Source organism: Mycobacterium szulgai (assembly GCF_002116635.1).
Lineage (GTDB): Bacteria > Actinomycetota > Actinomycetes > Mycobacteriales > Mycobacteriaceae > Mycobacterium > Mycobacterium szulgai.
Map to the genome: position 1 here is coordinate 21,798 of NZ_LQPW01000174.1, position 22,391 is coordinate 44,188.

The window sequence follows — 22,391 nt, forward strand, 5'->3', positions numbered from 1 at the left end:
TTAGTTGTTGTCGTCGTTCTGCGCGGTATCGAGCAATTCGCGAGCGTGCGCGCGGCCGCTGTCGGACTCGCCCAGGCCGGCCAGCATGCGGGCCAGCTCGGCTACCCGCTCGTCGTGGGAAAGGCGGCGCACGCCGCTGGCCCCGTTCTTGCCGGTGGGTTGCACCATCAGGTGCACGTCAGCGTAGGCGGCGACCTGGGGCAAATGCGTGACCACGATGACCTGATGGGTTCGGGCCAGCCGCGCCAGCCGGCGCCCGATCTGCACCGCCGCCCAGCCTCCGACGCCGGCATCGACCTCGTCGAACACCATCGTGGTGCCCGCGCCCTCTTTCCGAGAAGTGGCCAGTACGACCTCCAGTGCCAGCATCACCCGGGACAGCTCGCCGCCGGATGCACTCTTGGCCAACGGCAGCACCGTCATGCCACGGTGTGCGGCAAAGCCGAACTCGACCTGGTCAATGCCGTCGGCACCGGCACGGGCCTGTTCGCCCGTAGGCAACATCAGTGTCGCGGGATCGTCTCGGTCGGGTGAATCCGTCGTCACGCCGATGGTGAAGTCGGCGTCGGCCATCGCCAGGCCGGACAGCTCGGCAGTGACCTCCTTGGCCAGCTTCTTGGCGGCCTTACGCCGAATCTTGCTGAGATCGACTGCGGCTTGGCCTAATTCGAGCGCCAGATCCTCGACGCGGCGGTTCAGCGCGGCCAGCCCCTCCTCCGAAATGTCGAGTTGGGCCAACCGGTCGCGGGACTCACTCGCCCACCGCAGCACACCGTCGATGTCGGCGGCGTACTTGCGGGTCAAGGTCCGCAATTGGGCTTGCCGGGCCAGCTTGGCATCCAGTGCGCTGGCATCGGCCGGTAGCGCATCGACGTAGTCGCCGAGCTCGCCGATGGCGTCGAGCACCACCGTCAGCGCCTGGCCGATCTGCTCGGCCAGCGCCTGTAGCGCGGTGTCGTCGGTGGATTCCAGGGCCGCCCTGGCGCGGCCCAGGCCGTCGGAAGCGCTAACGCCCTCCGCGTCATCGGAACTCAGCGCCGCCCGGGCGGTCAACGCGGCCTCGCGCAACGTGTCCAACTCGGAGAGCCGAACGATGTCTGCGACCAGGGCGTCGTCCTCGCCCGGCTGCGGGTCGACGGCGTCGATCTCGTTGAGCGCGAACTGCAACCGATCCGCCTCCTGGGCCAGTTCGCGGGTCCGGTTGCGACGGTCGACGAGATCGCGCCGGGCAGACTGCCACGCGTCGCGCAGCTTGCGGTAGCGCTCCAGCGCCGGGCCGGCGGCCGCGAACCGGTCCAGCGCGCCGCGCTGCTCCTCGGAGCGCATCAACCGCAGCTGGTCGTTCTGGCCGTGCAGGGCGAGCAGCTCGTTGGTGAAACCGCTGAGCGATTTGGCGGGAACGCTGCGACCGCCGAGGTAGGCGCGCGACGGGCCGTCGCGGCTGACCGAACGCGACGCGATCACGCTACCGTCCTCGTCGCGTTCTGCCCCCGAGGAATCCAGAATCGTATCCAGCTGCGCGGCCACGGTGCCGTCGAGATCGCTTGTGGTGAAACGACCTTCGACAACGGCGCGGGTGGCTCCTGACCGCACGCGGTTGGCGTCTGCGCGGGCCCCGCCGAGCAGGTGCAGCCCGGTGACCACCATGGTTTTGCCGGTTCCGGTTTCGCCGGTCAGCACGGTCAGGCCGCGATCGAACTCAGCGGTCGCGACGCTGATTGCGCCCAGCGACTCGATACGGATTTCGGTAAGCACTAGTTACTGCCCGCGCCAACCCGTCACCGGCAAGCGGAATTTGCTCACCAGCCGGTCGGTGAACGGGGCGCTGTCCAGTCGTGCCCATTTGACCGGCGTGGCGCAGCGGGTCACCTCGAGCCGACTGCCGGCCGGGACCGGCATTTCGCGCCGGCCGTCGCAGAACACCAGCGCATCGTGACCGCCGGCCTCGATTTCGATCGCGATCGCGGCATCGGGACTGGTGACCATCGGCCGGCCGAACAGTGCGTGAGCGTTGTTGGGTACCACCAGGATTGCTTCCAGGTCGGGCCACAACACCGGTCCGCCGGCGGAGAACGCATAGGCGGTGGAACCGGTGGGCGTCGATACCAGCACCCCGTCGCAGCCGAACGTCGAAACCGGGCGGCCGTCGATCTCGACGACAACCCCGAGCACGCCCAGCCGCGGACCCTTCTCGAGGCTGGCTTCGTTGAGTGCCCAGCCCTGATCGACGATGCGGCCCCCCTGGCGTACCACGACGTCCAGGGTCAGCCGCTCTTCCACCCGATAGTCTTGTGCGACAACATGTTCGAGCACCGCGTCGATGGCCTCCGCCTCGGCTTCGGCCAAGAAGCCGATCCGGCCCAGGTTTACCCCCAATACCGGAATTCCCACGTTGCGGGCTAATTCGGCGGCACGCAGGAATGTCCCGTCGCCACCCAGGACCAGCACCAGTTCGCAGCCCTCGGCCGCATGCGGGTCGGCGTCGACGAGATCGATTCCGACGCCGCGGCCGCGCATATCGTCGGGACCCGACCGTATCCCGCCGCGGTCGACCGCCTCGGCCGACAGCGCACGCAAATTAATTCCTTTGTCGCTCAACACTTTTTCCACCCGGCGGGCGGTCTCGGTCGCTTCATCGCGCCCGGTGTGCACGACCAGCAGGACGGTACGTTCTTGGGTCACTGCGGTCCCTCCAACACGGCCCGTTGCACGGCGGCTGCCAGCGCATCACCGGACAAGCCACGATCGGTTTGGGCACGCAGCCACAGGAAGTATTCGACGTTGCCCGAGGGCCCCGGTAGCGGACTGGCGCTCACGCCGACGGTGTGCCATCCCAACTCCTGGCCACGCTGGGCAACGGCGAGTACCGAGTCAATACGCAATCGCGGGTCATGCACCACCCCGCCAGGCCCGACCTGGCCTTTCCCTACCTCAAACTGCGGCTTCACCATGGGAACGATATCGGCGCCCGGCGCAGCGCATCCAGTCAGAGCGGGTAACACGGTCGCCAGCGAAATGAACGACAGATCGGCTACCAGCAAGTCGCAGGGCCCGCCGATCGCCTCGGGGGTCAACTCGCGTGCGTTGGTCCGCTCGACAACCACCACCCGTGGATCGCTGCGCAACGACCATGCCAGTTGGCCGTAACCGACGTCGGCGGCAACCACTTCGGCGGCACCACGGTCCAGCAGGACTTCGGTGAACCCACCGGTCGATGCGCCCGCATCCAGGCAGCGCCGCCCCGCCACCGGGATCTCGAAGGCGTCCAGGGCACCGATGAGCTTGTGCGCTCCGCGGGAAACCCAGCTGCGTTCCTCGGCCGCCACGGTCAGGTTGGCGGTGACGGCCACCGCGGTGGCGGGCTTGACCGCGGGCAGGCCGTCGATGCGCACCTTTCCGGCTCCGATCAGCTCCGCGGCCTGCTGCCTGGATCGCGCCAGGCCCCGCCGAACCAGTTCGGCGTCAACGCGGGCACGCCGAGACATGCGCGCGCTCAGCCCTTCTCCGCCGACTCCAAGGCAGCCAACAGCACGTCGTGCGCCTCGGAGAGACGTCGGGCGATGTCTTCCAATTCGGCCAGAGATGGTCCGTTCTCGCCGTCAGTCACCTCGGGTAACTGGGCGAGCAGGGATTCGATTTCCGCGCGAATCTCGTCAGGATCGATAGTCATTGCGCTCCTACGCTAGTGGGCGGCTAGTCGGTGCGCATCATCGACCAGCGGCCCAGGGCGTCTCGGGCCTGCTCGTCGCCGGGCTCGATGATCGGTGTCCGGCCGTCGATCGCGGCGTCCCATACCGCGTTGGCGACGGCACGCACGATCGATAGCTCATCGCCGGGATCGCCGTTGGCGCTGATCGTCAGCGTGCCGCCGTTGACGTCAACCCGCCAGCCCGGCTGCGGCGCCACCTTCAGCAGCTCGCTGTCCTGATGCAGGCTGCGCAGATCCCGGCCGATATAAGTGGGCCGCCGCGCGGGTTCGGCGTACACGGCATCGCGCGCGGTGTTCACCCCGGTGAGCACCATCAGGCTGGGCAACCCCGCGGCCTTGGCGCCCTCGATGTCTGTGTCCAGCCGGTCCCCGATGACCAGCGGCGCAGTGAAATCGCCGCGTCCCACCGCATCTTTCATCAGCTGTGGAGCGGGCTTGCCGGCCACTTGCGGCTCGGCGCCAGTGGCAGTTCGCAGCGCGGCCACGAAGGACCCATTGCCCGGCAGCAGGCCGCGCTCGGTGGGCAACGTCGGGTCGATATTGGCGGCCACCCAGAGCGCACCGGCCCGGATGGCCAGGGCTGCCTCGGCAAGCTCAGCCCAGCCGATCGTCATCGAGAGACCCTGCACCACCGCCACCGGATCGTCGTCGTGCCGGCGCACGGGACGCAGTCCGACAGCGCTGATCTCATTGGCCAGCGCATCGGTGCCGACGACCAGGACCTTGGCATCGGCTGGTAGCTGGGCGGCCAGCAGGTGAGCGGCACTTTGGGCGCTGGTGACGACGTCCGCACCGGTCGCGGTGAAGCCGAGGTCGCTCAGATGGTCTGCGACCTCGTCAGCGCTGCGCGAGGCGTTGTTGGTGACGAACAGCTTGCGAGCTGTTACCGCGTCCAGCGATTCCACCGCGCCCGCGGTGGGTTCGCGGCCCCGAAACACCGTCCCGTCCAGGTCGATCAGCAGGCAATCATATTGCTGTGCAATCGTTTTCACTTTTCGTCCGCCGAGCCCAGCTCGTCCAACCGGTCCTCGGCGTCGGTAACGCCGTCGACGTCGGCCGCCGCGGAGCGCAGAAACCACTGCAACGCCTCTTCGCTGCGGTCCAATGCCAGCAACGTGTCGGCGTAGGCGTAGAACAACCGCGCGGCCGTGGAACCGGTGCGGCCTGGATCCAGCTGTGGAGTGGACAACACCGTCAGCGCCTGCTCCAGCTGGCCGAGATCGGCACGCGCACCGGCCGCGACGATCCGCAGTTCGTCGGCGTCGTCACCGCTGAGCTGGGCCGCCTCTGGGCCGCGGGCAAGTTCGATGGCACGCTCCGGGCGCCCAAGACCACGTTCGCAATCGGCGATAAGCGCCAATAGCGACGACTTGCTGCCCATCCTGCGTGCGGCTCGCAGTTCGGCCAGTGCCTGAGCCCAATCGCCACAGTGATAGGCGGCAATTCCGACCGCCTCCCGAATCGCCGCTATTCGGGAGGACCGAGCCCGGGCCGCGCGCGCATGGTTCAGGGCGGCTTCCGGGTCGTCGTCGAGGAGGGTGCCGGCGGCCACCAGGTGACGCGCCACGGTATCGGCGGTGGCCCGGTCCAACGTGCTCAACTCACGCCTGATTTCGGGCGCCAACTGCCGGGCATCCACCCCTTGGGGAATCGCCGGCCCGTCTGCGGCGGCCCGGTCGCCGCCGGCCTGCTGCGGCTGCACTGGTCGCGCGCGGCCGGGGCCCGACCACGAGGCATCACGCTCACGCCGTGGACCGCGCCGCGGCGCGCCGCCGGAACCCGATCGCGGTCGTTGCTTATCGCTGCGCCCGTGCCTGTCGTCGACCACCCGCTACAGGTTACGGGCACCCGAGACGGGCGGTCAGGCCTCCTTCCACAGAGCGGGTGTGGCGGCCGGGGTCCAGGTCGGGTCGTAGGCGGTGTGCGACTGCAGGCACGTGTAGGTCTTGCCGTTGTAGGTGACGGTGTCGCCGGCTGCGTACTTGGTGCCCGGTGCCCAGGCTTTTGCAGTGCCGGGCGGCATTGTGGTGGCGGGCGTGGTCACACTGGTCGGTGGGGTGCTGGTCGGTGGCGTTGTGCTGGTCGGCGTTGTGCTGGTGGGTGCCTGGCCGCCGCCGACGATCAGGTCGACACAGTTGTAGAAGGCGTTCGGGGTGTCGCCGATGTTCCAGATGGCGAGCAGCTTTTGCCGGCCGCTGAACTGACTGAGATCGACCGTGTGGGTGACGGTCGCGTCCGGTGGTGCGTTGTTGCCGTCGAAGGAGGCGACCCGGGTGGCACCGACGTAGTACTCCCAGCCGGTAGTCCGGTGCTGCGCGGTGTTCTTCCAGGTGAATGTGGCTGTCTTGGCAACGGAGGTGGGTTGCCAGGGCTTGCTGTCGTCGTCGAGTTCGGCGAACTGCGGCAGGCCTCCGCTACAGCTGCGAAGTCCTTTTGGGCCTTCCACGCTCTGAGGTTCGTATTTGATGGAGCCACATTGGACGAGTCCCTGGGCGCATTGCGCCTGCCGGCTGGCCGGCGTCGCGATGTAGCCATGTGCATGTGCCGCGGCGGTCGGCAGCACGACCGGAAGGCTGGGAACGAGTGCGGTTGCAGCGATGACAGATATCAGACGATTCTTCACTTCTCTTCACTCCCTTTGCTTTTCGTATCTCACACGCTTCGTTTCGAATCAGCTTGCACTCTTGCTAGCGCTATTTAGTTGTGGCGACAGAACTTATCGCCATGAAGGCGATGCATCAACCAAACGCAGCGGCGTGTCGCAATACAATCCGCTTGCAATACAATGCATTTACTGGAATATCGTTCTACAATTTCTTGGATATCCCATACGGCACGCCAACGATTCCGGTGACGCCTGCAAGAACCCTTCCACCCTGCCGTTTATGCCGTTGACCAGTGGATTCAACATCGGTTCAGCATTTGTTCAAAGCTCATCTGACAACGTTTGGTGTCAAGGCCACGCTTGTCACCGCAAACTATTGGTTTCGTTATCAGCCGTGCAATAACCGAGTCGTGACGAGCCGCAGGAAGGTTCTGCCATGACTTACCTTATTGCTGTCCCCGAGATGTTGGCAGCTGCCGCAACGGATTTAGCGGGTATCGGTTCGAGCATCGACGCGGCGAATATCGTTGCCGCGGTGAGCACAACCCCGCTGGCCGCCGCCGGTGCCGATGAGGTGTCGGCGGCCATTGCGGCCTTGTTCGGAACGCATGCTCGCGAGTACCAAGCGCTCAGCGCGCAGATGTCGGCGTTTCACAGCCAGTTCGTGCAAGCCTTGACCGGGGGCGCGGGCGCCTACGCCAGCGCTGAAGCAGCCAATGCCTCGCCGATCCAGGCGCTGCTCGACGCGATCAATGCCCCGTCGGTCGCGTTGACCGGGCGCGCCCTGATCGGCGACGGCGCCAATGCCACCACCCCGGGCGGCAACGGCGGCGCCGGCGGCTGGCTCTACGGCAACGGCGGGGCCGGCGCAGCCGGCGCACCCGGCCAGGCCGGCGGCAACGGCGGAGCGGCCGGACTCATCGGTAATGGCGGAACCGGCGGCCTCGGCGGGGCCGGCATGACCGGCGGCACCGGCGGAAACGGGGGGCAACTGTTCGGCAACGGCGGCGACGGCGGCCAAGGCGGAACGGGCCGACTCGGCAACGCCGCGCAGGGAATCAACAGCATCGACCCCGGCCAAGGCGGCACCGGCGGCAACTCCTACCTGTTCGGCAACGGCGGCAACGGCGGCCAGGGCGGCACGGGCTGGGCCGGGGCAAACGGCGTCAACCCGACCGTGACCGCCACAAACTCATCCGGTACCAACGGCAATTCCTACGGCGGCCCGGGCAACGGCGTCACCCAGCCGCCCTACAGCGGCGGTGACGGCACCTCAGGGGTCGCCGGCGGAACCAACATCAACGGCGGCGCCGGCGGAGCGGGCGGAACCGTGTACTCGGCCCAGAACGGTCCCCACGGAGGAAACGGCGGCAACGGTGCCAGTGGCGCCAACGGCGGCAACGGCGGTGCCGGCGGTTACGCAGAGGGGACTGACACGAGCGCCGAAGCCTATGGCGGCAACGGCGGCAACGGCGGCAACGCGGTGGCCAGCGGCGGTGCCGGCGGCAATGGCGGCGGCGGCGGCTCGGCCAACGCCCCTGACTTCGGCCTCGCCTACGCGGGCAATGGCGGACATGGCGGAAACGGTGCCACCGGGGCCGCGGCCGGTGACGGCGGAAATGGCGGTGCCGGCGGCAATGGCGGCAATGCCGGACAGATCTTTGGCACCGGCGGTCACGGCGGCACCGGTGGAACCGGCGGAGCCGGCGGCGCCGGCGCCTCGGGCGGACCCGGTGGTGCCGGCGGCGCGGCCGGCGATGCGCACGGCGGCCTCTCCGCCCAGGGATTTCCCGACGGCGGTAACCGCGACTCCGGGGGCGACGGCGGTCAGGGCGGTGCCGGGGGCGACAGCGGCAACGGCGGCAACGGCGGCGTGGGTGGCAACGGTGGCAACGGCGCGAAATTCATCGGAATCGGCGGTGACGGCGGCGACGCCGGTGCGGGCGGCGCCGGCGGTCCCGGCGCTACCGGGGGCGCCGGGGGTGCGGGCGGCCACGGCGGCAATGCCACTGGGGGCGTTGATCTTGGCGGTGATGGCGGAACCGGCGGCAACGGCGGGGCCGGTGGCAACGGCGGTAACGGCGGACATAGCGGACCCAGCGGAGGAGCCGGCGGCCAGGGCGGACTACTCGGAAGTGCGGGCAACCCGGGCGGTACGGCCGGGGGTGGGACCGGAGGCGCGAGTGGTAGCGGCGGCGCCTATGGCGCCGGCGGTGCCGGCGGCGCCGGCCTCCTCGGAACCGGCGGCAGCAATGGCACCAACGGCGGGGACGGCGCGCAAGGACTCAATGGTTAGCCATGCCTACCCGACTTGAGGGCAGCCAGAAGCCTACGCCTGCAACCGGTTTGGCATCAGTGGAGATATCACCGCGGGACAATACGTGGCGATCGCGACGATGGTGAACGCCGCCGCGACATCGCGCGACATGCCGCTGTTTTCCGACATCTCGGCGGTAATGGACTCGAACGTCCAGCCCTGCTGAACCACCATCGGACAGACCGAACGTCCCAGCGCCATCGTGCTCGCGGGTTGGCTGTAGGAGATTCCGGCGTTGTTCAACGCGTTCAGGAAGGCGTTACCCATCATGTCGGCGTGTATGGGGGCCGCCATCGTCGCCGAGAGACCGAACACACCGGCGATCAGCGTCAGAAGGGCGCCCGCGTGCCGGCCCGCTTGCCAGTTCCGTGTCTCACAGTCTGCCTGTGCCGTCATCGCTCGTTTCTCATCTGTCTGCTTTGCACTCAAGCCACAAATTCACCGTGGACAACAGTGGTCAACGAGAGTCACGTCGACAACACAGTGCGGTAAAGATTTGCGCTCTAACGCGTTTCTCGATCAGAGCAACCGCGCAGCCTGGACTATCGCAGCGCCTGCTGTGTCCCCCAATCGGTGGACACAGCGTCCACACCGACCGGGGGACAACGTTTTCCTCCTGTCAAAAGCTGGTTGTGGGATACAGCCGAGTCGCGATCCGCCTAAGAATTGGTCTCGAAGCGGAGAACGGCAAGACCCCGGATCCGCTCACCCGGTCCAAAAGGAAGTGAGGTGACAGTTGTCCCACGAGCTCCTGTTCTGTGAGAGCGAGACCCCACTCGCGGCCCCGGCGTTCCGCGCCGGTGATGCCTACGAGTGACGTGTCCCCTCACTCGTAGGCATCGGCGGGGGTCCCACCACCTCCCCCCCAAGTCTGGGACCCCCGCCGAATTCCAAGGGCATTCAGGTACTCCACCGAGTGACCCGGCCCACGAGTGAGACAACCGCCCTCAACAAAAACCTCGGCGGGGGTCTCAGACCTCCCAATCCCCCCCTTATCGGGATCCTCGCCGAACCTTTCCAGCGGGGTCTCATCGGTGTCCCCCCTCCCCCCCTTCCCGATGAGATCCCGCTGGAATTCTTTTGTGTAATGGTTTCCCCGTCCGGCCTCCGACTAAGTAGCGTGAAGCCATGTCCGACGTCGCCGGCCCCGGCACCACAGAACTGGCGGGCCCAGATTGGTCGCATTGGCCTGCACGTGTTTTGGGCCACGCCGACCCGTTGACAATCGGGCACCACGCAGGCACCCACCGCATCATCTCCCCCGAACAGACCTGGCTGGCCGTGCAGCCGCTGTTGGAGCCGGCCGGCATCACCCGGGTCGCCGACCTGACCTGGCTCGACGATCTCGGCATCCCGACCGTGCAGGCGGTGCGGCCAGCCTCGCTGACATTGTCGGTGAGTCAGGGTAAAGCCACGACATATCGCGCCGCCCAGGTATCGGCCGTCATGGAATCGCTGGAAAACTGGCACGTCGAGAACATCACTCCGGATTTATGGTCCACGGCCACAACCGACCTCAGCTCGGCACTCACTTACGACCCGGCCGATCTCAGCCGTCCGACCGGAAGCTTCTACCACCCCGGCGCCAAGCTGGACTGGATGATCGCGACAACTTTGCTGACCGGACGCCAAACATGGGTGCCCTGGCTTGCTGTGGTGGTCAACATTTCGGTCGCCGACCACTGGGGGCCACCGGTGTTCGGCATGGACACCACCGGATTGGCCTCGGGCAACAGCTATCACGAAGCGACCCTGCATGCGCTGTACGAGATCATGGAACGCCACGCCATGGCCAGCGCCGACCCCGAAACGACCCTATTCGCGGTACCCCTCGACGATGTGCGCCGCTCCGACTGCGGCGAGCTGGTCGACATGGTGTATCAGGCCGGAAGTGAACTGCAAATCGCCCGCATCGACACCTGGGACGGCTTCTATTGCTTTGCCGCGGAACTCACCTCGCCGATGACGCAGATCCCGTTCAGCGGCAGCGGCCTGCATCACGACCCCAATGTGGCTCTGTCCCGGGCGATTACCGAAGCCGCACAGTCTCGCCTGACCGCGATCAGCGGCGCGCGGGAAGACCTGCCCTCAGCCATCTATCAACGATTCGCCCGGGTCCACACCTACGGCCCCGCCCGCCGATCCATGCAGGCGATGCCCACCGCGGGCCGAACACCGTGGCACACCGACTACAGCGACTCGCTGCCCGACCTCACTGCCGCGGCGGCGACCGCGGTGACCGCCCGGGCCGGCACCGAACCGATCGCGGTGGTGTGCGACTTCCCGCACGCAAACGTTCCGGTGGTGAAAGTCATCGCCCCCTGCCTGTCCGCGTCAATCATTTCGCCAATGCGCACCCCGTTGCAGGAGCACGCATGACCGCCGGCGCGCGCGTTGTCGTCACAGCAGGACCGACGATCGGTGCCGGCGACATTCACGCCGTGCTGCCCAACGCCGAAGTGGTACCACCCATTTCATTCGGTGACGCCTTCGGTTATGGACTGCGGCGCGGCGACACGCTGCTCATTGTCGACGGGCTTTTCTTCCAGCACGCGTCGGTTCGCCATAAGGAGCTGCTGACTCTACTCGACGACGGCATCCGAGTAGTCGGTTCATCGAGCATGGGGGCATTGCGGGCCGCGGAGCTGCATCCGTTCGGCATGGAGGGCTACGGCTGGGTCTTCGAGGGGTACCGAGACGGAGTCCTGGAGGCCGACGACGAGGTCGGCATGGTGCATGGCGACCCTGAAGACGGGTACCCGGTCTTCGTCGATGCGCTGGTCAACTTGCGCCAGACCGCGGCCCGAGCGGTTGAAACCGGTGTGCTGTCTCCCGCTTTGGCGGATCGGCTCATCGAAACCGCCCGCGGCACCACCTTTACGATGCGCACCTGGGATCGGCTGCTCGACGCCGTCGGCGTACCGGAAAGCAAAACCGTCGCAAAGCAATTGAAGTCGCTACGAGTCGACATCAAACATGCCGACGCGCTACTGGCGCTCAACGAGATCGTGCGGGGCCAACGAGACGTCGCGGTTCGGCCCACCCCACCGCCGACCGTGTGGTCGCAGCGCTGGCGGCAACGGTGGGCACCGCCAACACCCGTCGCGGTGGCCGGCGGCGACGGCGCCGAGTCAGTCGTGGATATCCTCGACGTCGATGTGCTTGCACTGCTGAGCATTTGCGCCGACGATCGGTGGGCCTACCTGCCCGCCCTCGAGCAGGTCGCTGCCTGGTACCGGAACCTGACGCACCCCGGCGAAGACGGCAGCGTTCGCGAGCGCGCTTCTCGTGCCGTGAGCGAGGTCGCCGCCGACAGCTACAAGCGTGCACTGGAGTTGATCGCGCACCGATACGCGCTGGCTTCCGGCTTCATCGACGAGGCCGGCTTCCCCGAGTCGGTCAGTTCGCACTGGCTCACCACAGAGGAGCAGGAAACGCTGGGCGACGACCCGATTGCGATCTCGGCGCTGCTCACCACCCGCACGCTGTTCTTCGCTCGATCGCTACCAGCCATCCAGCATTTCCTCGATCTGCTGCGCGAGGACCCGCGGCTGCCCGAATGGCGGGCGCTGGCGGCGCGAGCCTTGGCGGCACGCGACGAATTAGCCCGTCAAAAGCCACATTTGAACCTACGCCGGCCCGACCCGGCGCAGCTCAAAATCCTCTTCAGCAAACGCTGGGAAACCCCGGTGGACCGCATTGAACTGGCCCGGCGCGGCCTGATGACCGAAGACTCCTTCTACAACGCAGCTGCGCTGTTCGCCGTCGCCGCCGCCGACGACAAACTGCCGTCGATCTTCGTAGGCGTGCTGGGCGCACCCAGCTAGACCCCGCTCGACCGGTTGCGCCCGCTCGGCGACCCGGGCCTCGCGTGTGCATCCTGGGCGCGACAACCGACCGTGTCGCAGCCTGGGTACACACTGAAAACCCGCTGCTCACAATCGATCTCGAATCGCCGGTGCCGTCCGCTGTCCACCGATCGGGGGATGTGAGAATTCATCCTCCGGTCCGCTATTAGTGGGACAGCCGCCCCTCCGACGGCGGCGAATGATGAACCGTGCGCTCCGACAGGCAGGGGAAGGAGGTGATCACACATGTCACATGAACTCTTGTTCACCGAGCATGAGACGACCTACGGGCTCTGCGTCGTCCCGGTGGTGTACTGCTCAGACGGCTTCGTCGAGTAGCCCCCAGACGCGCACATCCACCTCGGTAAAGATCCCCGCCGGCTCCCTGTTCTCGCCAGTCGTCAAGTCCCGCAACCAAGGAACTCAAAACTCATGCTGGAACGTTGCGGCTCCCGCGGGGATGTGTTGGCCGGCCCCGATTGGTCACACTGGCCCGAGTGCTCACTGGCCGGCGGGGATCCGACCACGATCAGCCACCGCGAAGGAACCTATCGTGTCATCTCTCCCGACCAGACGTGGTCTGCGATATTGCCTTTGCTAGAACCTGCCGGTATCACCCGGGTCGCCGACCTCACCTGGTTGGACGACATCGGAATTCCAACGGCGCAGGCGGTGCGCCCGGCTTCGCTGACGTTGTCGGTGAGCCAGGGCAAGGCGATCACCTACCGGGCCGCACAAGTCTCCGCGGTAATGGAGTCGCTGGAAAACTGGCATGTCGAAAGCGTTATGCCCGACTTGATGACAACGGCCACAATCGATCTCGCACCCGCGCTGACCTACGATCCACAACAGCTGCGCCGTCCGGCCGCAAGCGTCTACCACCCCACCACCAAGCTGCACTGGAAGTTGGCGACGACGTTGCTCACCGGCCGTCGGACCTGGGTGCCGTGGGAGGTGGTGCTGGTCAACGTTACGGTGCGCGACGCGTGGGGCCCACCGCTGTTTGCCATGGACACCACGGGGTTGGCTTCGGGCAACAGCTATTACGAGGCGACCCTGCACGCCCTGTACGAAATCATGGAGCGCCATGCCATGGCCGTCGCCGAGCCGGGAACGACTCTGTTCGAGGTGCCACTCGACGATGCCGCCGGCTCCGGCTGCGCCGAGCTAGTCGACATGATTCACCGGGCCGGCAGCCGACTGCGCGTCGTGCGGATTGACGCCTGGGACGGCTTCTACTGCTTCTCTGCGACTCTGAGCTCTCCTACCATCGAAATCCCGTTCAGCGGCAACGGGTTACACCACGACCCCAACGTGGCACTGTCGCGCGCGATCACCGAAGCCGCACAGTCGCGCCTGACCGCGATCAGCGGGGCGCGCGAAGACCTTCCGAGTCTGCTTTATCAGCGGATGGGCAGGCTGCACAGCTTCGCCGCGTTACAGCGGTCGACAACGCAACTTCCCACTGCGGAGCCCACCGTGTGGGAAGTGGAAGCCAACGACTCGCTCAATGACTTGGTGGCCTCGGCCGCGACGGCTGTGGCGACTGAAGCCAGCACCGAACCGCTTGCCGTGGTGTGCCACTTCGCCGGTGCCTGCATTCCCGTCGTGAAAGTCATCGCACCGGGTCTGATGTCGTCGCCGGTGTCGCCGACTCGCGTCCCGCTGGATCAGCCGGCCTAGCCAGGCCCCAACCCGGCACAAGTCCCGAACAAGGCCCGCCGATTAGGCCGATACACGCAGCACCGCAACCGTTTTCGAGATGCTGAGGCCAAAGCCTCCAACTCGACTGTGGCACTAAACACACCGACCCGGCCCTTTCCGACCCGTGTTTACGTGTGTTAGGTTTCCAATTGGTAGTCACTTGACTACCAATTGGCTCAGAATCATTGCTTGCCCCGTACTACCGACTACCGGCTCAGGCCCAATCCTGCGCCGGATCCGAGTGACCCGGAAGGAGGTGATCACATGGCCCACGAACTGTTGTTCTCCGAGCAGGAAACCGCCTTTGGCTTCTATACGCTGTCGGCCGACAGCATGACTGAATGAGCGCACCGGCGCGCTGGACCACGATCCCAGCGGGGGTCTCGATTGCCCGTTCCGCGAGACCCCTGCTGGTCCCAACCAGAGATGTCAACGACGACAACGTATCTCGCATTCCGGGACTGAGGCAGTCGCGTCCGCGTGACGGCCTATACCCGCTGCACCCCGGCGACATTTCGCTTGCCGCGGCGCAATACCAGCCAACGGCCGTGCAGGAAGTCCGACGGCTGGGGCGTCCATTCTTCGCTGTCGACGCGATTGTTGTTGACCGATACCCCACCCTCGGCAATGGTGCGCCGGGCCGCACCCCGGCCGGCCGACAGCCCGGTGGCCACCAGCAGATCGACAATCCCTTCCGGCTCACCGGGTTTGAGTTCGGCAACCGCCGTCTCGCGCAATGCCGCGGACAACGTCGCCTCATCGAGGCGGTCCAGCTCGCCGCGGCCGAAGAGCGCCCGACTGGCGTGCTCGACGGCTTCGGTGGCCGCCTCACCATGCACCAGTTCGGTGAGCTCGGTTGCCAGCCGCCGCTGGGCGGCGCGTTGCTGGGGCCGCTCTGCGGTGGCCTGTTCCAGCTCGGCCAGCTCCTCGGCCGACAGGAACGTGAACCACCGCAGGTAGCGGATCACGTCGGCATCGGCGGTGTTGACGAAGTACTGGTACCAGGCGTACGGGCTGGTCATCTGTGGGTCCAGCCACAGGCTGCCGCCGCCGGTGGACTTGCCGAACTTGGTGCCATCGGCGGCCGTCACCAACGGGACCGTGAGCGCATGCACTGCGGCGCCGAGCTTTTGGCGCACCAGGCGAACGCCGGCGATGATGTTGCCCCACTGATCGGATCCGCCGATCTGCAACACGCAGCCGTGGCGGCGGTGCAGCTCGACGTAGTCGTTGGCCTGCAACAGCATGTAGCTGAATTCGGTGTAGGAGATCCCTTCTGCATCTAGGCGCCGCCGGATGGTGTCGCGATCCAGCATCACGTTTACCGAGAAGTGCTTACCGATATCGCGCAGGAACTCGATGGCCGACATGGCGGCCGTCCATTCGAGGTTGTTCTCGACGATCGCGCCCGTCGGCGAGTCGTCGAAGTCGACGAAGCGCTCCAGCTGACCGCGGATGCGATCGGTCCATTCTGCGACGGTGTCGGCCGCGTTGAGACTGCGTTCGCCGACGTCACGCGGGTCGCCGATCATGCCGGTCGCGCCGCCGGCGAGCACGATGGGACGATGGCCGGCGCGCTGAAAGCGCCGCAATGCCAGTAGCGGCACCAGATGTCCGGCATGCAGGCTCGCTGCCGTGGGGTCGAACCCGGCATACACCGTTATCGGCCCGCCTTGGGCCGCTGTGGCCAGCGCGTCGAGGTCGGTGGACTGCGCGATGAGCTGGCGCCAGGCCAGCTCGTCGAGGATTCCAGAAGAGTTCGCGGACATCGCGCAAGACTCTAGTCGCTGGCGCCGGGGGCCGGTGCGCGCGGACTTCGCCGGTAAGCCGACACCTCGGGCCGCCCCGCAAGCCATAACCGCCAGGGCCGGTCGGCGGCCTGACTGACCCCGACACGCGGACCCGATGTCGCCGTCAGCGGATCCTGCAGCATCAGCCTTACCGGACTGTTCCGATCGAACAAATCAATCCCGTTGTCGGCCATGGTAATTCCCATCGCCGAGCACAGATTCCCCGGACCGCGCGCCAGTGCCGCCGTTCGCACCAACTCACCACGGCGCGAGCGCGCCACCTCGAAACCGTCCTCGATCGCGCAGGCCCGCAACAATACCGCCGCGGCTGTGCCGTCTGGTCCGCACGCGACGTTGGCGCACACGTGGATGCCATGGCTGCGATAGGTGTACATCCGACCAGGCGGCCCGAACATGACGGCGTTGCGCAGGCTGGGACCCCGATAGGAGTGCGCGGCCGCGTCCGGCCAGGGCCCGTCGGGCACTCCCCCGTACGCCTCGACCTCGACGACGACGGCACGTACCCCGCGCCCGGTGAGAGTGGCGCCGAGCAGCCGGTACGCCGCTGCAACCGGGTCCACTACCAGTTCCTCAGCCCCCACCGGACAGATTCTGCCTCCTCTTGACAGGAGCTACCGACCGGGCGGATATTCATCACATGATGAGTTCATCGAACGGTGAATTATCGGGTCGCTCTCCACAGTCGGCTGTCAGCATCCAGCACTTGCGGGTGATTCGGGGCAAACACTCGGCGATACACGATTTATCGGTGGAAATCGGCACCGGCAGCATCACCGGCCTACTCGGGCCGTCGGGCTGTGGCAAGACGACACTGATGCGCAGCATCGTCGGCACCCAGATCATCGCTTCGGGCAGCGTCACCGTACTGGGCCACCGGGCCGGCTCCGCGATCCTGCGCCGGCGGGTCGGTTACGTGCCGCAGGACCCGACCATCTACAGCGATCTGCGGGTCATCGACAACGTTCGCTACATCGCGGCACTGTATGGCTTTGACAGCCACACCGCCGATGATGCCGTCGACCGGGTAGGTCTGGCAGATCAACGAACATCGTTCTGCGCCAACTTGTCCGGCGGTCAGCGCACCCGCGTGTCGCTGGCCTGTGCGTTGGTCTGCAATCCTCCCCTGTTGGTGCTGGACGAGCCCACGGTGGGCCTGGATCCGGTGCTGCGCGTCGATCTGTGGCAGCAGTTCACCGAACTGACCCGCGGCGGCACCACGCTGCTGGTGTCCAGCCACGTCATGGACGAAGCCGACCATTGCGCTGACCTGCTGCTCATGCGCGAAGGCCGCCTGGTCGCCCACACCACCCCGACTCAGTTACGAGAGGACACGTCATGCACGTCACTCGAGGAGGCGTTTCTGTCCATCATCCGACGCAGCACCGAGCGCCGGGCCGGATAGGACTAAAGCCGTACGCGGCCACCACTACACGAATTCTGCGCCAGCTGGCCGTGGATCACCGCAGCGTCGCAATGATTCTGGTGGTGCCCGTGCTGGTTATCACTTTGATGTACTTCATGTTTGAGAATGCTCCGCATCGCCCGGGCGCACCGACACCGTTCAACAATGCGTGCCTGATTCTGCTCGGCCTTTTCCCGTTGTTCGTGATGTTCATCATCACGTCGATAACGATGCAACGCGAGCGCGCTTCTGGAACTTTGGAGCGCATCCTGACAACTCCGCTGCGGCGCCTCGATTTGCTGGCGGCCTATGGGACCGCGTTCTCGGTGGCGGCGGCGGCGCAAGCCACTGTGGCCTGTCTGGTTTCGTTCTGGTTGCTGGGCTTCACCACCGCGGGCAGTCCGATGTGGGTGTTCGTGATCGCGATCGCCAACGCGATCCTGGGTGTGGGACTGGGCTTGTTGTTCAGCGCGTTTGCCCGCACCGAGTTCCAGGCGGTGCAGTTCATTCCGCTGGTGATGGTGCCGCAGCTGCTGTTGGCCGGGGTGATCGTGCCGCGGCCGGCGATGCCAGACTGGCTGGAATGGATCAGCAACGTGATGCCGGCCAGCTACGCGCTGGAGGCCTTGCAGCAAGTGGGTTCACACGCCGAGCTGACCTATGTCGCGGTACGCGACATCGTGATAGTGCTGGCGTTCGCGATCGCGGCACTGGGGTTGGCTGCTGCGACATTGCGGCGACGGACTGCCTAGTGATGGCGATCGCAAGCGCGGCGCAGCCGGGCGCTGCGGGTCGCCACGGGAGGGACCCGGTGGCGATCGCAAGCGCGGCGCAGCCGGGCGCTGCGGGTCGCCACGGGAGGGACCTGTGACGGCTGCTAACGTCCGGCGCCGGCGGCCAGGCCGCCCCGCCGGAAACTCCGACACTCGGGAACGCATCCTGGCCAGCGCGCGAGAACTCTTCGCGCACAATGGCATTGACCGGACTTCGATTCGCGCGGTCGCGGCTAAGGCCGGTGTGGACGCCGCCCTGGTGCACCACTACTTCGGCACCAAGCAGCAACTGTTCGCCGCCGCCATCCACCTTCCGATCGACCCGATGGACGTGCTCGTTTCCATGCGGGAAACGCCCGTCGAAGAACTCGGCTACAAACTGCCGTCGCTTTTGCTGCCGCTATGGGATTCGGAATTGGGTGCCGGGCTGATCGCCACGCTGCGATCGCTTATCTCGGGGTCCGAGGTCAGTTTGGCGCGCTCATTTCTGCAGGAAGTGATCAGCGTGGAAGTGGGTTCACGGGTCGACGACCCACCGGGATCGGGCATGATCCGGACGCAGTTCGTGGCGTCGCAGTTGATGGGTGTGGTCATGGCGCGCTACATCGTCAAAATCGAGCCGTTCGCATCGCTGCCCGCCGAACAGATCGCGCAGACCATCGCACCGAACTTGCAGCGCTACCTCACTGGCGATCTGCCGGACCTGTCGCCATAAGCCGGGCGTGCTCGTCGTCGTCGACGTCGCGCGCCTCGTCGACCAGCAGCACCGGGATACCGTCCTCGATGCGGTAGAGGCGCCGCAGCCGTGGGTTGTAAAGGGCTTTACCGCCGGAACCGTCGTCGACGAGCAAAAGCGGGCCCCGGTCGGCCGGGCACACCAGGATGCCCAGCAGTGTCTCGTCAAGCATCAGTGGACTTCGGCTTGCCGCTCAGCTCGGCGCGCACGGCCGGGGTCAACCGCCGGAACTCCTTGCTGGCCGAGTCGAAATACCACGCGTGGCGGCCCGCCTTGGGGATGCCGGCCGCCCGCAGGGCGCTGACGGTGGGCCGGAAGGTGGCGCTCAGCGTCAGTTGCGGCACCACGTGTACCAGGTCGGGCCCCAGCCCCACCGGCATGGTGGCAATGGCCTCGGTCAGATCGGCGGCGGTGATCGTGGATCCCGGACACAGCGTCACGGCGGACACGGCCATCTGCTCGCCCTTGACCGAGACGCCGTACGTCACCGCCAGGTCGACACCATTTATCAGGCCGAGCGCATCGTTGACCGGCTCGGCGTAGACCATTCCGCGTGCGGTGCGGACCTCCGAGCCGCGCCGGCCCGCCAGCCAGTAGTCACCGTCCTCGTCGCGATGGAACAGGTATTCGGTGGATATCCAGGTATCGGCCGGGGCGAAAACGCCGCGCTTGACCGATGCCGAGGGGTCGATCGGTCCCCGGGACTGCGCGAGCAGCACCCCGATCTGGTTGACGTCGGCGACCTGGACGAAGCCGCGGTCGTTCTCCAGGATCAGGTCGTGTTCGGCGTCGTAGGCGCCGAGTTCGACACGTCCGGCGCCGGGCAACGGGCGGCCCTTGCTGCCGACCTTGGCGCCCGACACGTTGGCCAGCACGGCCTGTCCGTCGGTGGTGGCGAAGAATTCGACGACGTGCGCCGGGGCGAACGCGTCGACGACCCGCTCCCAGAGCCCCGTCGGCATGCCCGAGCCGATGAACAGCCGTACGGGATGGTTGCCGTGCAGCGCGAACGCCGGATCGTCGACCACGTCTCGCAGCATCGCCCAGGTGTAGCTGACGACGGTGACGCCGTACTGGCGAACCTCGGAGACGAACCGGTCGGGCCGCAGCCCGCGGGACAGCGCGATCCGGGTACCGCCCACCACCGCACCACCCAAGCTGACCAACAGCGCGGACTCGTGGTGCAACGGCGTCAAGCAGTACACGGTGTCTCTGCGGTCCAAGGCGGCCGTCGAGGCGGTGCCGAACGCCGACAACGCCCACCGGTAGTTGGTGATCTGCTTGGCGACGAGCTCGCCGCCGACCGCGCTGAAGGCAATGAAGGCCAGGTCGCGGGCCAGTCCCGGATTTTGCCGGTACCAGGCAGGCAGTTGCACGGCGTCGGGGTCGATCTGTTCCATGTCGATGACGTCGGCATCGTCGGGCAGGTCCAAGTCGCGCGACTCACCGCCACCCAGTACCAGCACCTGGCCGGTCAGCTGGTGTGCCCCGGACAGAACCGCGGCCAAGTTGGTGGGGTCGGCCAGGATCTCGGTCGCGCCGCCGAGGCGGACCTGGGCGGACAGGTCGACGTCGTTGCGCATCAACACCGCAACAGCTCCCAGCCGCGACAGGGCCGCTATCGCGACCAGCGCACTGGGCCGCGTTTCCATCAGCACGCCCACCTTGTCGCCCTGGCGCACCCCCACGTCGATCAGGCCACGGACGACGTTGTTGATCCGGCGGTTGACGGCCTCATAGGTATGCACCCGCCCGTCGAACAACAGGAATTCGCCCTGGGGGGCATCGTGGGCCTGTTCGTCGATGATGCGGCCGAGTGAGATGCGGGTGTGGTCGTTGAGTTGTCCGAGCCGGGCCAGGCGCGGCAGGGTGCGGACCGTCTCGACGGCCAGTGTGCGCATGGACTTGTTGGCGGTGACGACGGCATCTGCTGCGCCGCGAGCCAGCGCCAGCGCCGCCTCGGACACCTCGCCGAAACCGTGCGCGATCCGGGAGCTGAAGGCGACACCGCTGTCGGTGTGTTCGGCCGGCTGCTCGACCATCAGGGCGATGTTTCCCGGCTTGTCACCATCGGCCGAGACCCAACGTACCCATTCCGCGACGGTCGGCCAGCTCTCTTTAGCGGCCCTTGATCCCACGACCAGGCCGAAATGTCCTGTGCGAATGAGATATTCGTAGACTTCGGCGTTGGGCGCCGCCCGCCGGATGCCGCGCACCGACGCCGGCTGTCCGATGTCGTCGACCTCGCCGACGAACGCCAGGACCGGACAGGTGATATCGGTGAGCGTCACCATCTGTCCATTGATGGCAAAACCACCGGTCATCATCCGGTTGTGTGCGATGAACTGCTTGAGCAGCTCCGAGATCGCCGGCCCCGACCAGGCGATCCACCCTTCGCGCTCAAGGAATCTGCGCTGCTGTTCGCGCGGCAGTAACGCCTCGCGATCGTGCAACTGGCGCACGAAGTCGATGCGGGCCTGGGCGGTCTTGATCGGGTCCATCATCTGAAAACCGGTGCGCGCCAACCAACTTGGAATGTTCAGTCGGTTGAACACGTGGTCGGCCATGAAATCGGCGATGCTGGGGGCGATGTTGGCCGGAATGCCCATGGGCAGCGCGGCCAGGGTGTCCACCGGGGAACCGAACGCCACGATGCTCGCGAGGTTCTTGGAGCGCCGGTAGGCCGCGACCTGGTAGCACCACATCCCGCCCTGCGAGTAACCGACGAGATGCACGTCCTGGCCGGTGGTGTCCTTGACCGTGTCGATGGCCTGACTGAGCGCGACGATGTGGTCGGCCAGGTTGCGACGCATGCCGCCCTCGACCTTGTCGGGTGAGCCGAAGTCGATGACCCAGGGATCCAGCCCGTTGGCGTGCAGGATTCCGACGGCGCCCTCCTCGCGGGTCACGTCCCACATGTCGGCCGACATCATCATCGGGTGCACCATCAGCACCGGCGGGCCCACCGGCGGCTGCCCCGGGCGGTTGTCGGGTGGAAAGTACCGTCTCAGCTTGTACATCGGTACGCTCTCGACGGTCTGGGACGGCGACGGGACGCTGCCGGTTTCCAGACCCCCTAATCGCAGGACTTCCAAACCGTTCTGGGCGGTGGCCACCAGTCGCTTGACCGGGCGTGTGACCATCGACAAATTGAGATCCACGACTGCTCCTGAATGCTCCCTGACTAGCCCTTGACCAGCCCTAACCAGCTTCGACATCATGGCACATCGCCCGCGCCCCGTGCTTTGGCCTCGTAGTTTGCGCGCACGGGCTGCTATTTGCCGCGTGTCGTGTTGGGCGCCCGAGGGGTTGGGGTACGCCGAAATCGCCTGCCGGGGAAAAGCATTACCGCGGCCGGTGGCTGCGGTGTCCAGATCTTGTTGAGCAGCAACATTTCTGCAGGTGAGACGCCACCGCGGCGCCCAAGCGGCCGGTTCGGCGGGCCGGTTCAACGAGGTTCGACGGGTAACCCGTTTTTTAGCGTGG

At 66.5% G+C, this 22,391-nt stretch carries 20 protein-coding genes; 8 read left to right on the plus strand and 12 right to left on the minus strand.

The window, feature by feature from the left end; all coding sequences use genetic code 11:
• The 7 genes from recN to AWC27_RS28025 all read right to left on the minus strand — a co-directional run bounded on the left by recN (window position 1) and on the right by AWC27_RS28025 (window position 6,332).
• Window positions 1-1,755, minus strand: coding sequence for a DNA repair protein RecN (gene recN, locus AWC27_RS28000; RefSeq protein WP_085673934.1), 1,755 nt, complete (start codon window positions 1,753-1,755; stop codon window positions 1-3).
• Window positions 1,756-1,758: 3 nt separating this feature from the next.
• Complete coding sequence (locus tag AWC27_RS28005) at window positions 1,759-2,682, minus strand: NAD kinase (RefSeq protein ID WP_085673936.1); 924 nt, start codon at window positions 2,680-2,682, stop codon at window positions 1,759-1,761.
• A complete protein-coding gene (locus AWC27_RS28010) occupies window positions 2,679-3,485 on the minus strand; it encodes a TlyA family RNA methyltransferase (RefSeq protein ID WP_085673938.1) in 807 nt (268 codons plus the stop codon). Before AWC27_RS28010 ends, AWC27_RS28005 begins: the two co-directional genes overlap by 4 nt.
• 8 nt (window positions 3,486-3,493) lie before the next feature.
• A complete protein-coding gene (locus AWC27_RS30665; RefSeq protein ID WP_139837271.1) occupies window positions 3,494-3,670 on the minus strand; it encodes a hypothetical protein in 177 nt (58 codons plus the stop codon).
• A 23-nt stretch (window positions 3,671-3,693) separates the two neighbouring features.
• On the minus strand, window positions 3,694-4,701 hold the full coding sequence (locus AWC27_RS28015; RefSeq protein ID WP_085673940.1) for an HAD-IIA family hydrolase: 1,008 nt from the start codon (window positions 4,699-4,701) through the stop codon (window positions 3,694-3,696).
• On the minus strand, window positions 4,698-5,411 hold the full coding sequence (locus AWC27_RS28020) for a tetratricopeptide repeat protein (protein ID WP_245847562.1): 714 nt from the start codon (window positions 5,409-5,411) through the stop codon (window positions 4,698-4,700). The genes AWC27_RS28015 and AWC27_RS28020 overlap by 4 nt, the downstream gene beginning before the upstream one ends.
• Window positions 5,412-5,570: 159 nt before the next feature.
• Window positions 5,571-6,332, minus strand: a complete 762-nt coding sequence (locus tag AWC27_RS28025; RefSeq protein ID WP_139837272.1) for a lytic polysaccharide monooxygenase — start codon at window positions 6,330-6,332, stop codon at window positions 5,571-5,573.
• A gap of 418 nt (window positions 6,333-6,750) precedes the next feature.
• On the opposite strand from AWC27_RS28025, the gene AWC27_RS28030 reads away from it, so the two are divergent.
• Entirely contained in the window at window positions 6,751-8,610 is a 1,860-nt protein-coding gene (locus AWC27_RS28030; protein ID WP_085673941.1) for a PE family protein, read from the plus strand.
• A gap of 33 nt (window positions 8,611-8,643) precedes the next feature.
• On the opposite strand, the gene AWC27_RS28035 is transcribed toward AWC27_RS28030, so the two are convergent.
• Window positions 8,644-9,027: a DUF732 domain-containing protein gene (locus AWC27_RS28035; RefSeq protein ID WP_085673953.1), complete on the minus strand. Its 384-nt coding sequence runs from the start codon at window positions 9,025-9,027 to the stop codon at window positions 8,644-8,646.
• A gap of 732 nt (window positions 9,028-9,759) precedes the next feature.
• Here AWC27_RS28035 and AWC27_RS28040 point away from each other — a divergent pair.
• The 4 genes from AWC27_RS28040 (at window position 9,760) to AWC27_RS31405 (ending at window position 14,528) form a co-directional block, all read left to right on the plus strand.
• On the plus strand, window positions 9,760-11,010 hold the full coding sequence (locus AWC27_RS28040) for a YcaO-like family protein (protein WP_085673955.1): 1,251 nt from the start codon (window positions 9,760-9,762) through the stop codon (window positions 11,008-11,010).
• Window positions 11,007-12,458, plus strand: a complete 1,452-nt coding sequence (locus AWC27_RS28045; protein ID WP_085673957.1) for a TfuA-like protein — start codon at window positions 11,007-11,009, stop codon at window positions 12,456-12,458. Before AWC27_RS28040 ends, AWC27_RS28045 begins: the two co-directional genes overlap by 4 nt.
• Before the next feature lie 453 nt (window positions 12,459-12,911).
• Window positions 12,912-14,162: a YcaO-like family protein gene (locus AWC27_RS28050; protein ID WP_085673959.1), complete on the plus strand. Its 1,251-nt coding sequence runs from the start codon at window positions 12,912-12,914 to the stop codon at window positions 14,160-14,162.
• Window positions 14,163-14,372: 210 nt separating this feature from the next.
• Window positions 14,373-14,528 carry a hypothetical protein gene (locus AWC27_RS31405; protein WP_169726884.1) on the plus strand — a complete coding sequence of 52 codons (156 nt, stop codon included), beginning with the start codon at window positions 14,373-14,375 and terminating at the stop codon, window positions 14,526-14,528.
• Window positions 14,529-14,671: 143 nt separating this feature from the next.
• On the opposite strand, the gene tyrS is transcribed toward AWC27_RS31405, so the two are convergent.
• Window positions 14,672-15,952: a tyrosine--tRNA ligase gene (gene tyrS, locus AWC27_RS28055; RefSeq protein WP_085673961.1), complete on the minus strand. Its 1,281-nt coding sequence runs from the start codon at window positions 15,950-15,952 to the stop codon at window positions 14,672-14,674.
• 11 nt (window positions 15,953-15,963) lie between these two features.
• Window positions 15,964-16,575 carry a DNA-3-methyladenine glycosylase gene (locus tag AWC27_RS28060; protein ID WP_085673963.1) on the minus strand — a complete coding sequence of 204 codons (612 nt, stop codon included), beginning with the start codon at window positions 16,573-16,575 and terminating at the stop codon, window positions 15,964-15,966.
• A 56-nt stretch (window positions 16,576-16,631) separates the two neighbouring features.
• On the opposite strand from AWC27_RS28060, the gene AWC27_RS28065 reads away from it, so the two are divergent.
• The 3 genes from AWC27_RS28065 (at window position 16,632) to AWC27_RS28075 (ending at window position 18,884) form a co-directional block, all read left to right on the plus strand.
• A complete protein-coding gene (locus AWC27_RS28065) occupies window positions 16,632-17,396 on the plus strand; it encodes an ABC transporter ATP-binding protein (protein ID WP_085673965.1) in 765 nt (254 codons plus the stop codon).
• Window positions 17,330-18,148, plus strand: coding sequence for an ABC transporter permease (locus AWC27_RS28070; RefSeq protein WP_085673967.1), 819 nt, complete (start codon window positions 17,330-17,332; stop codon window positions 18,146-18,148). Before AWC27_RS28065 ends, AWC27_RS28070 begins: the two co-directional genes overlap by 67 nt.
• Before the next feature lie 115 nt (window positions 18,149-18,263).
• Entirely contained in the window at window positions 18,264-18,884 is a 621-nt protein-coding gene (locus tag AWC27_RS28075) for a TetR/AcrR family transcriptional regulator (RefSeq protein WP_085673969.1), read from the plus strand.
• Here the strand turns inward: AWC27_RS28075 and AWC27_RS28080 are convergent.
• Together AWC27_RS28080 and AWC27_RS28085 are read right to left on the minus strand one after the other, a co-directional pair.
• Window positions 18,853-19,077, minus strand: coding sequence for a Trm112 family protein (locus AWC27_RS28080; protein ID WP_085673971.1), 225 nt, complete (start codon window positions 19,075-19,077; stop codon window positions 18,853-18,855). The genes AWC27_RS28075 and AWC27_RS28080 overlap by 32 nt on opposite strands.
• A complete protein-coding gene (locus AWC27_RS28085) occupies window positions 19,070-22,123 on the minus strand; it encodes an acyl-CoA synthetase (RefSeq protein WP_139837273.1) in 3,054 nt (1,017 codons plus the stop codon). The genes AWC27_RS28080 and AWC27_RS28085 overlap by 8 nt, the downstream gene beginning before the upstream one ends.
• Between the last annotated feature and the right edge of the window lie 268 nt (window positions 22,124-22,391).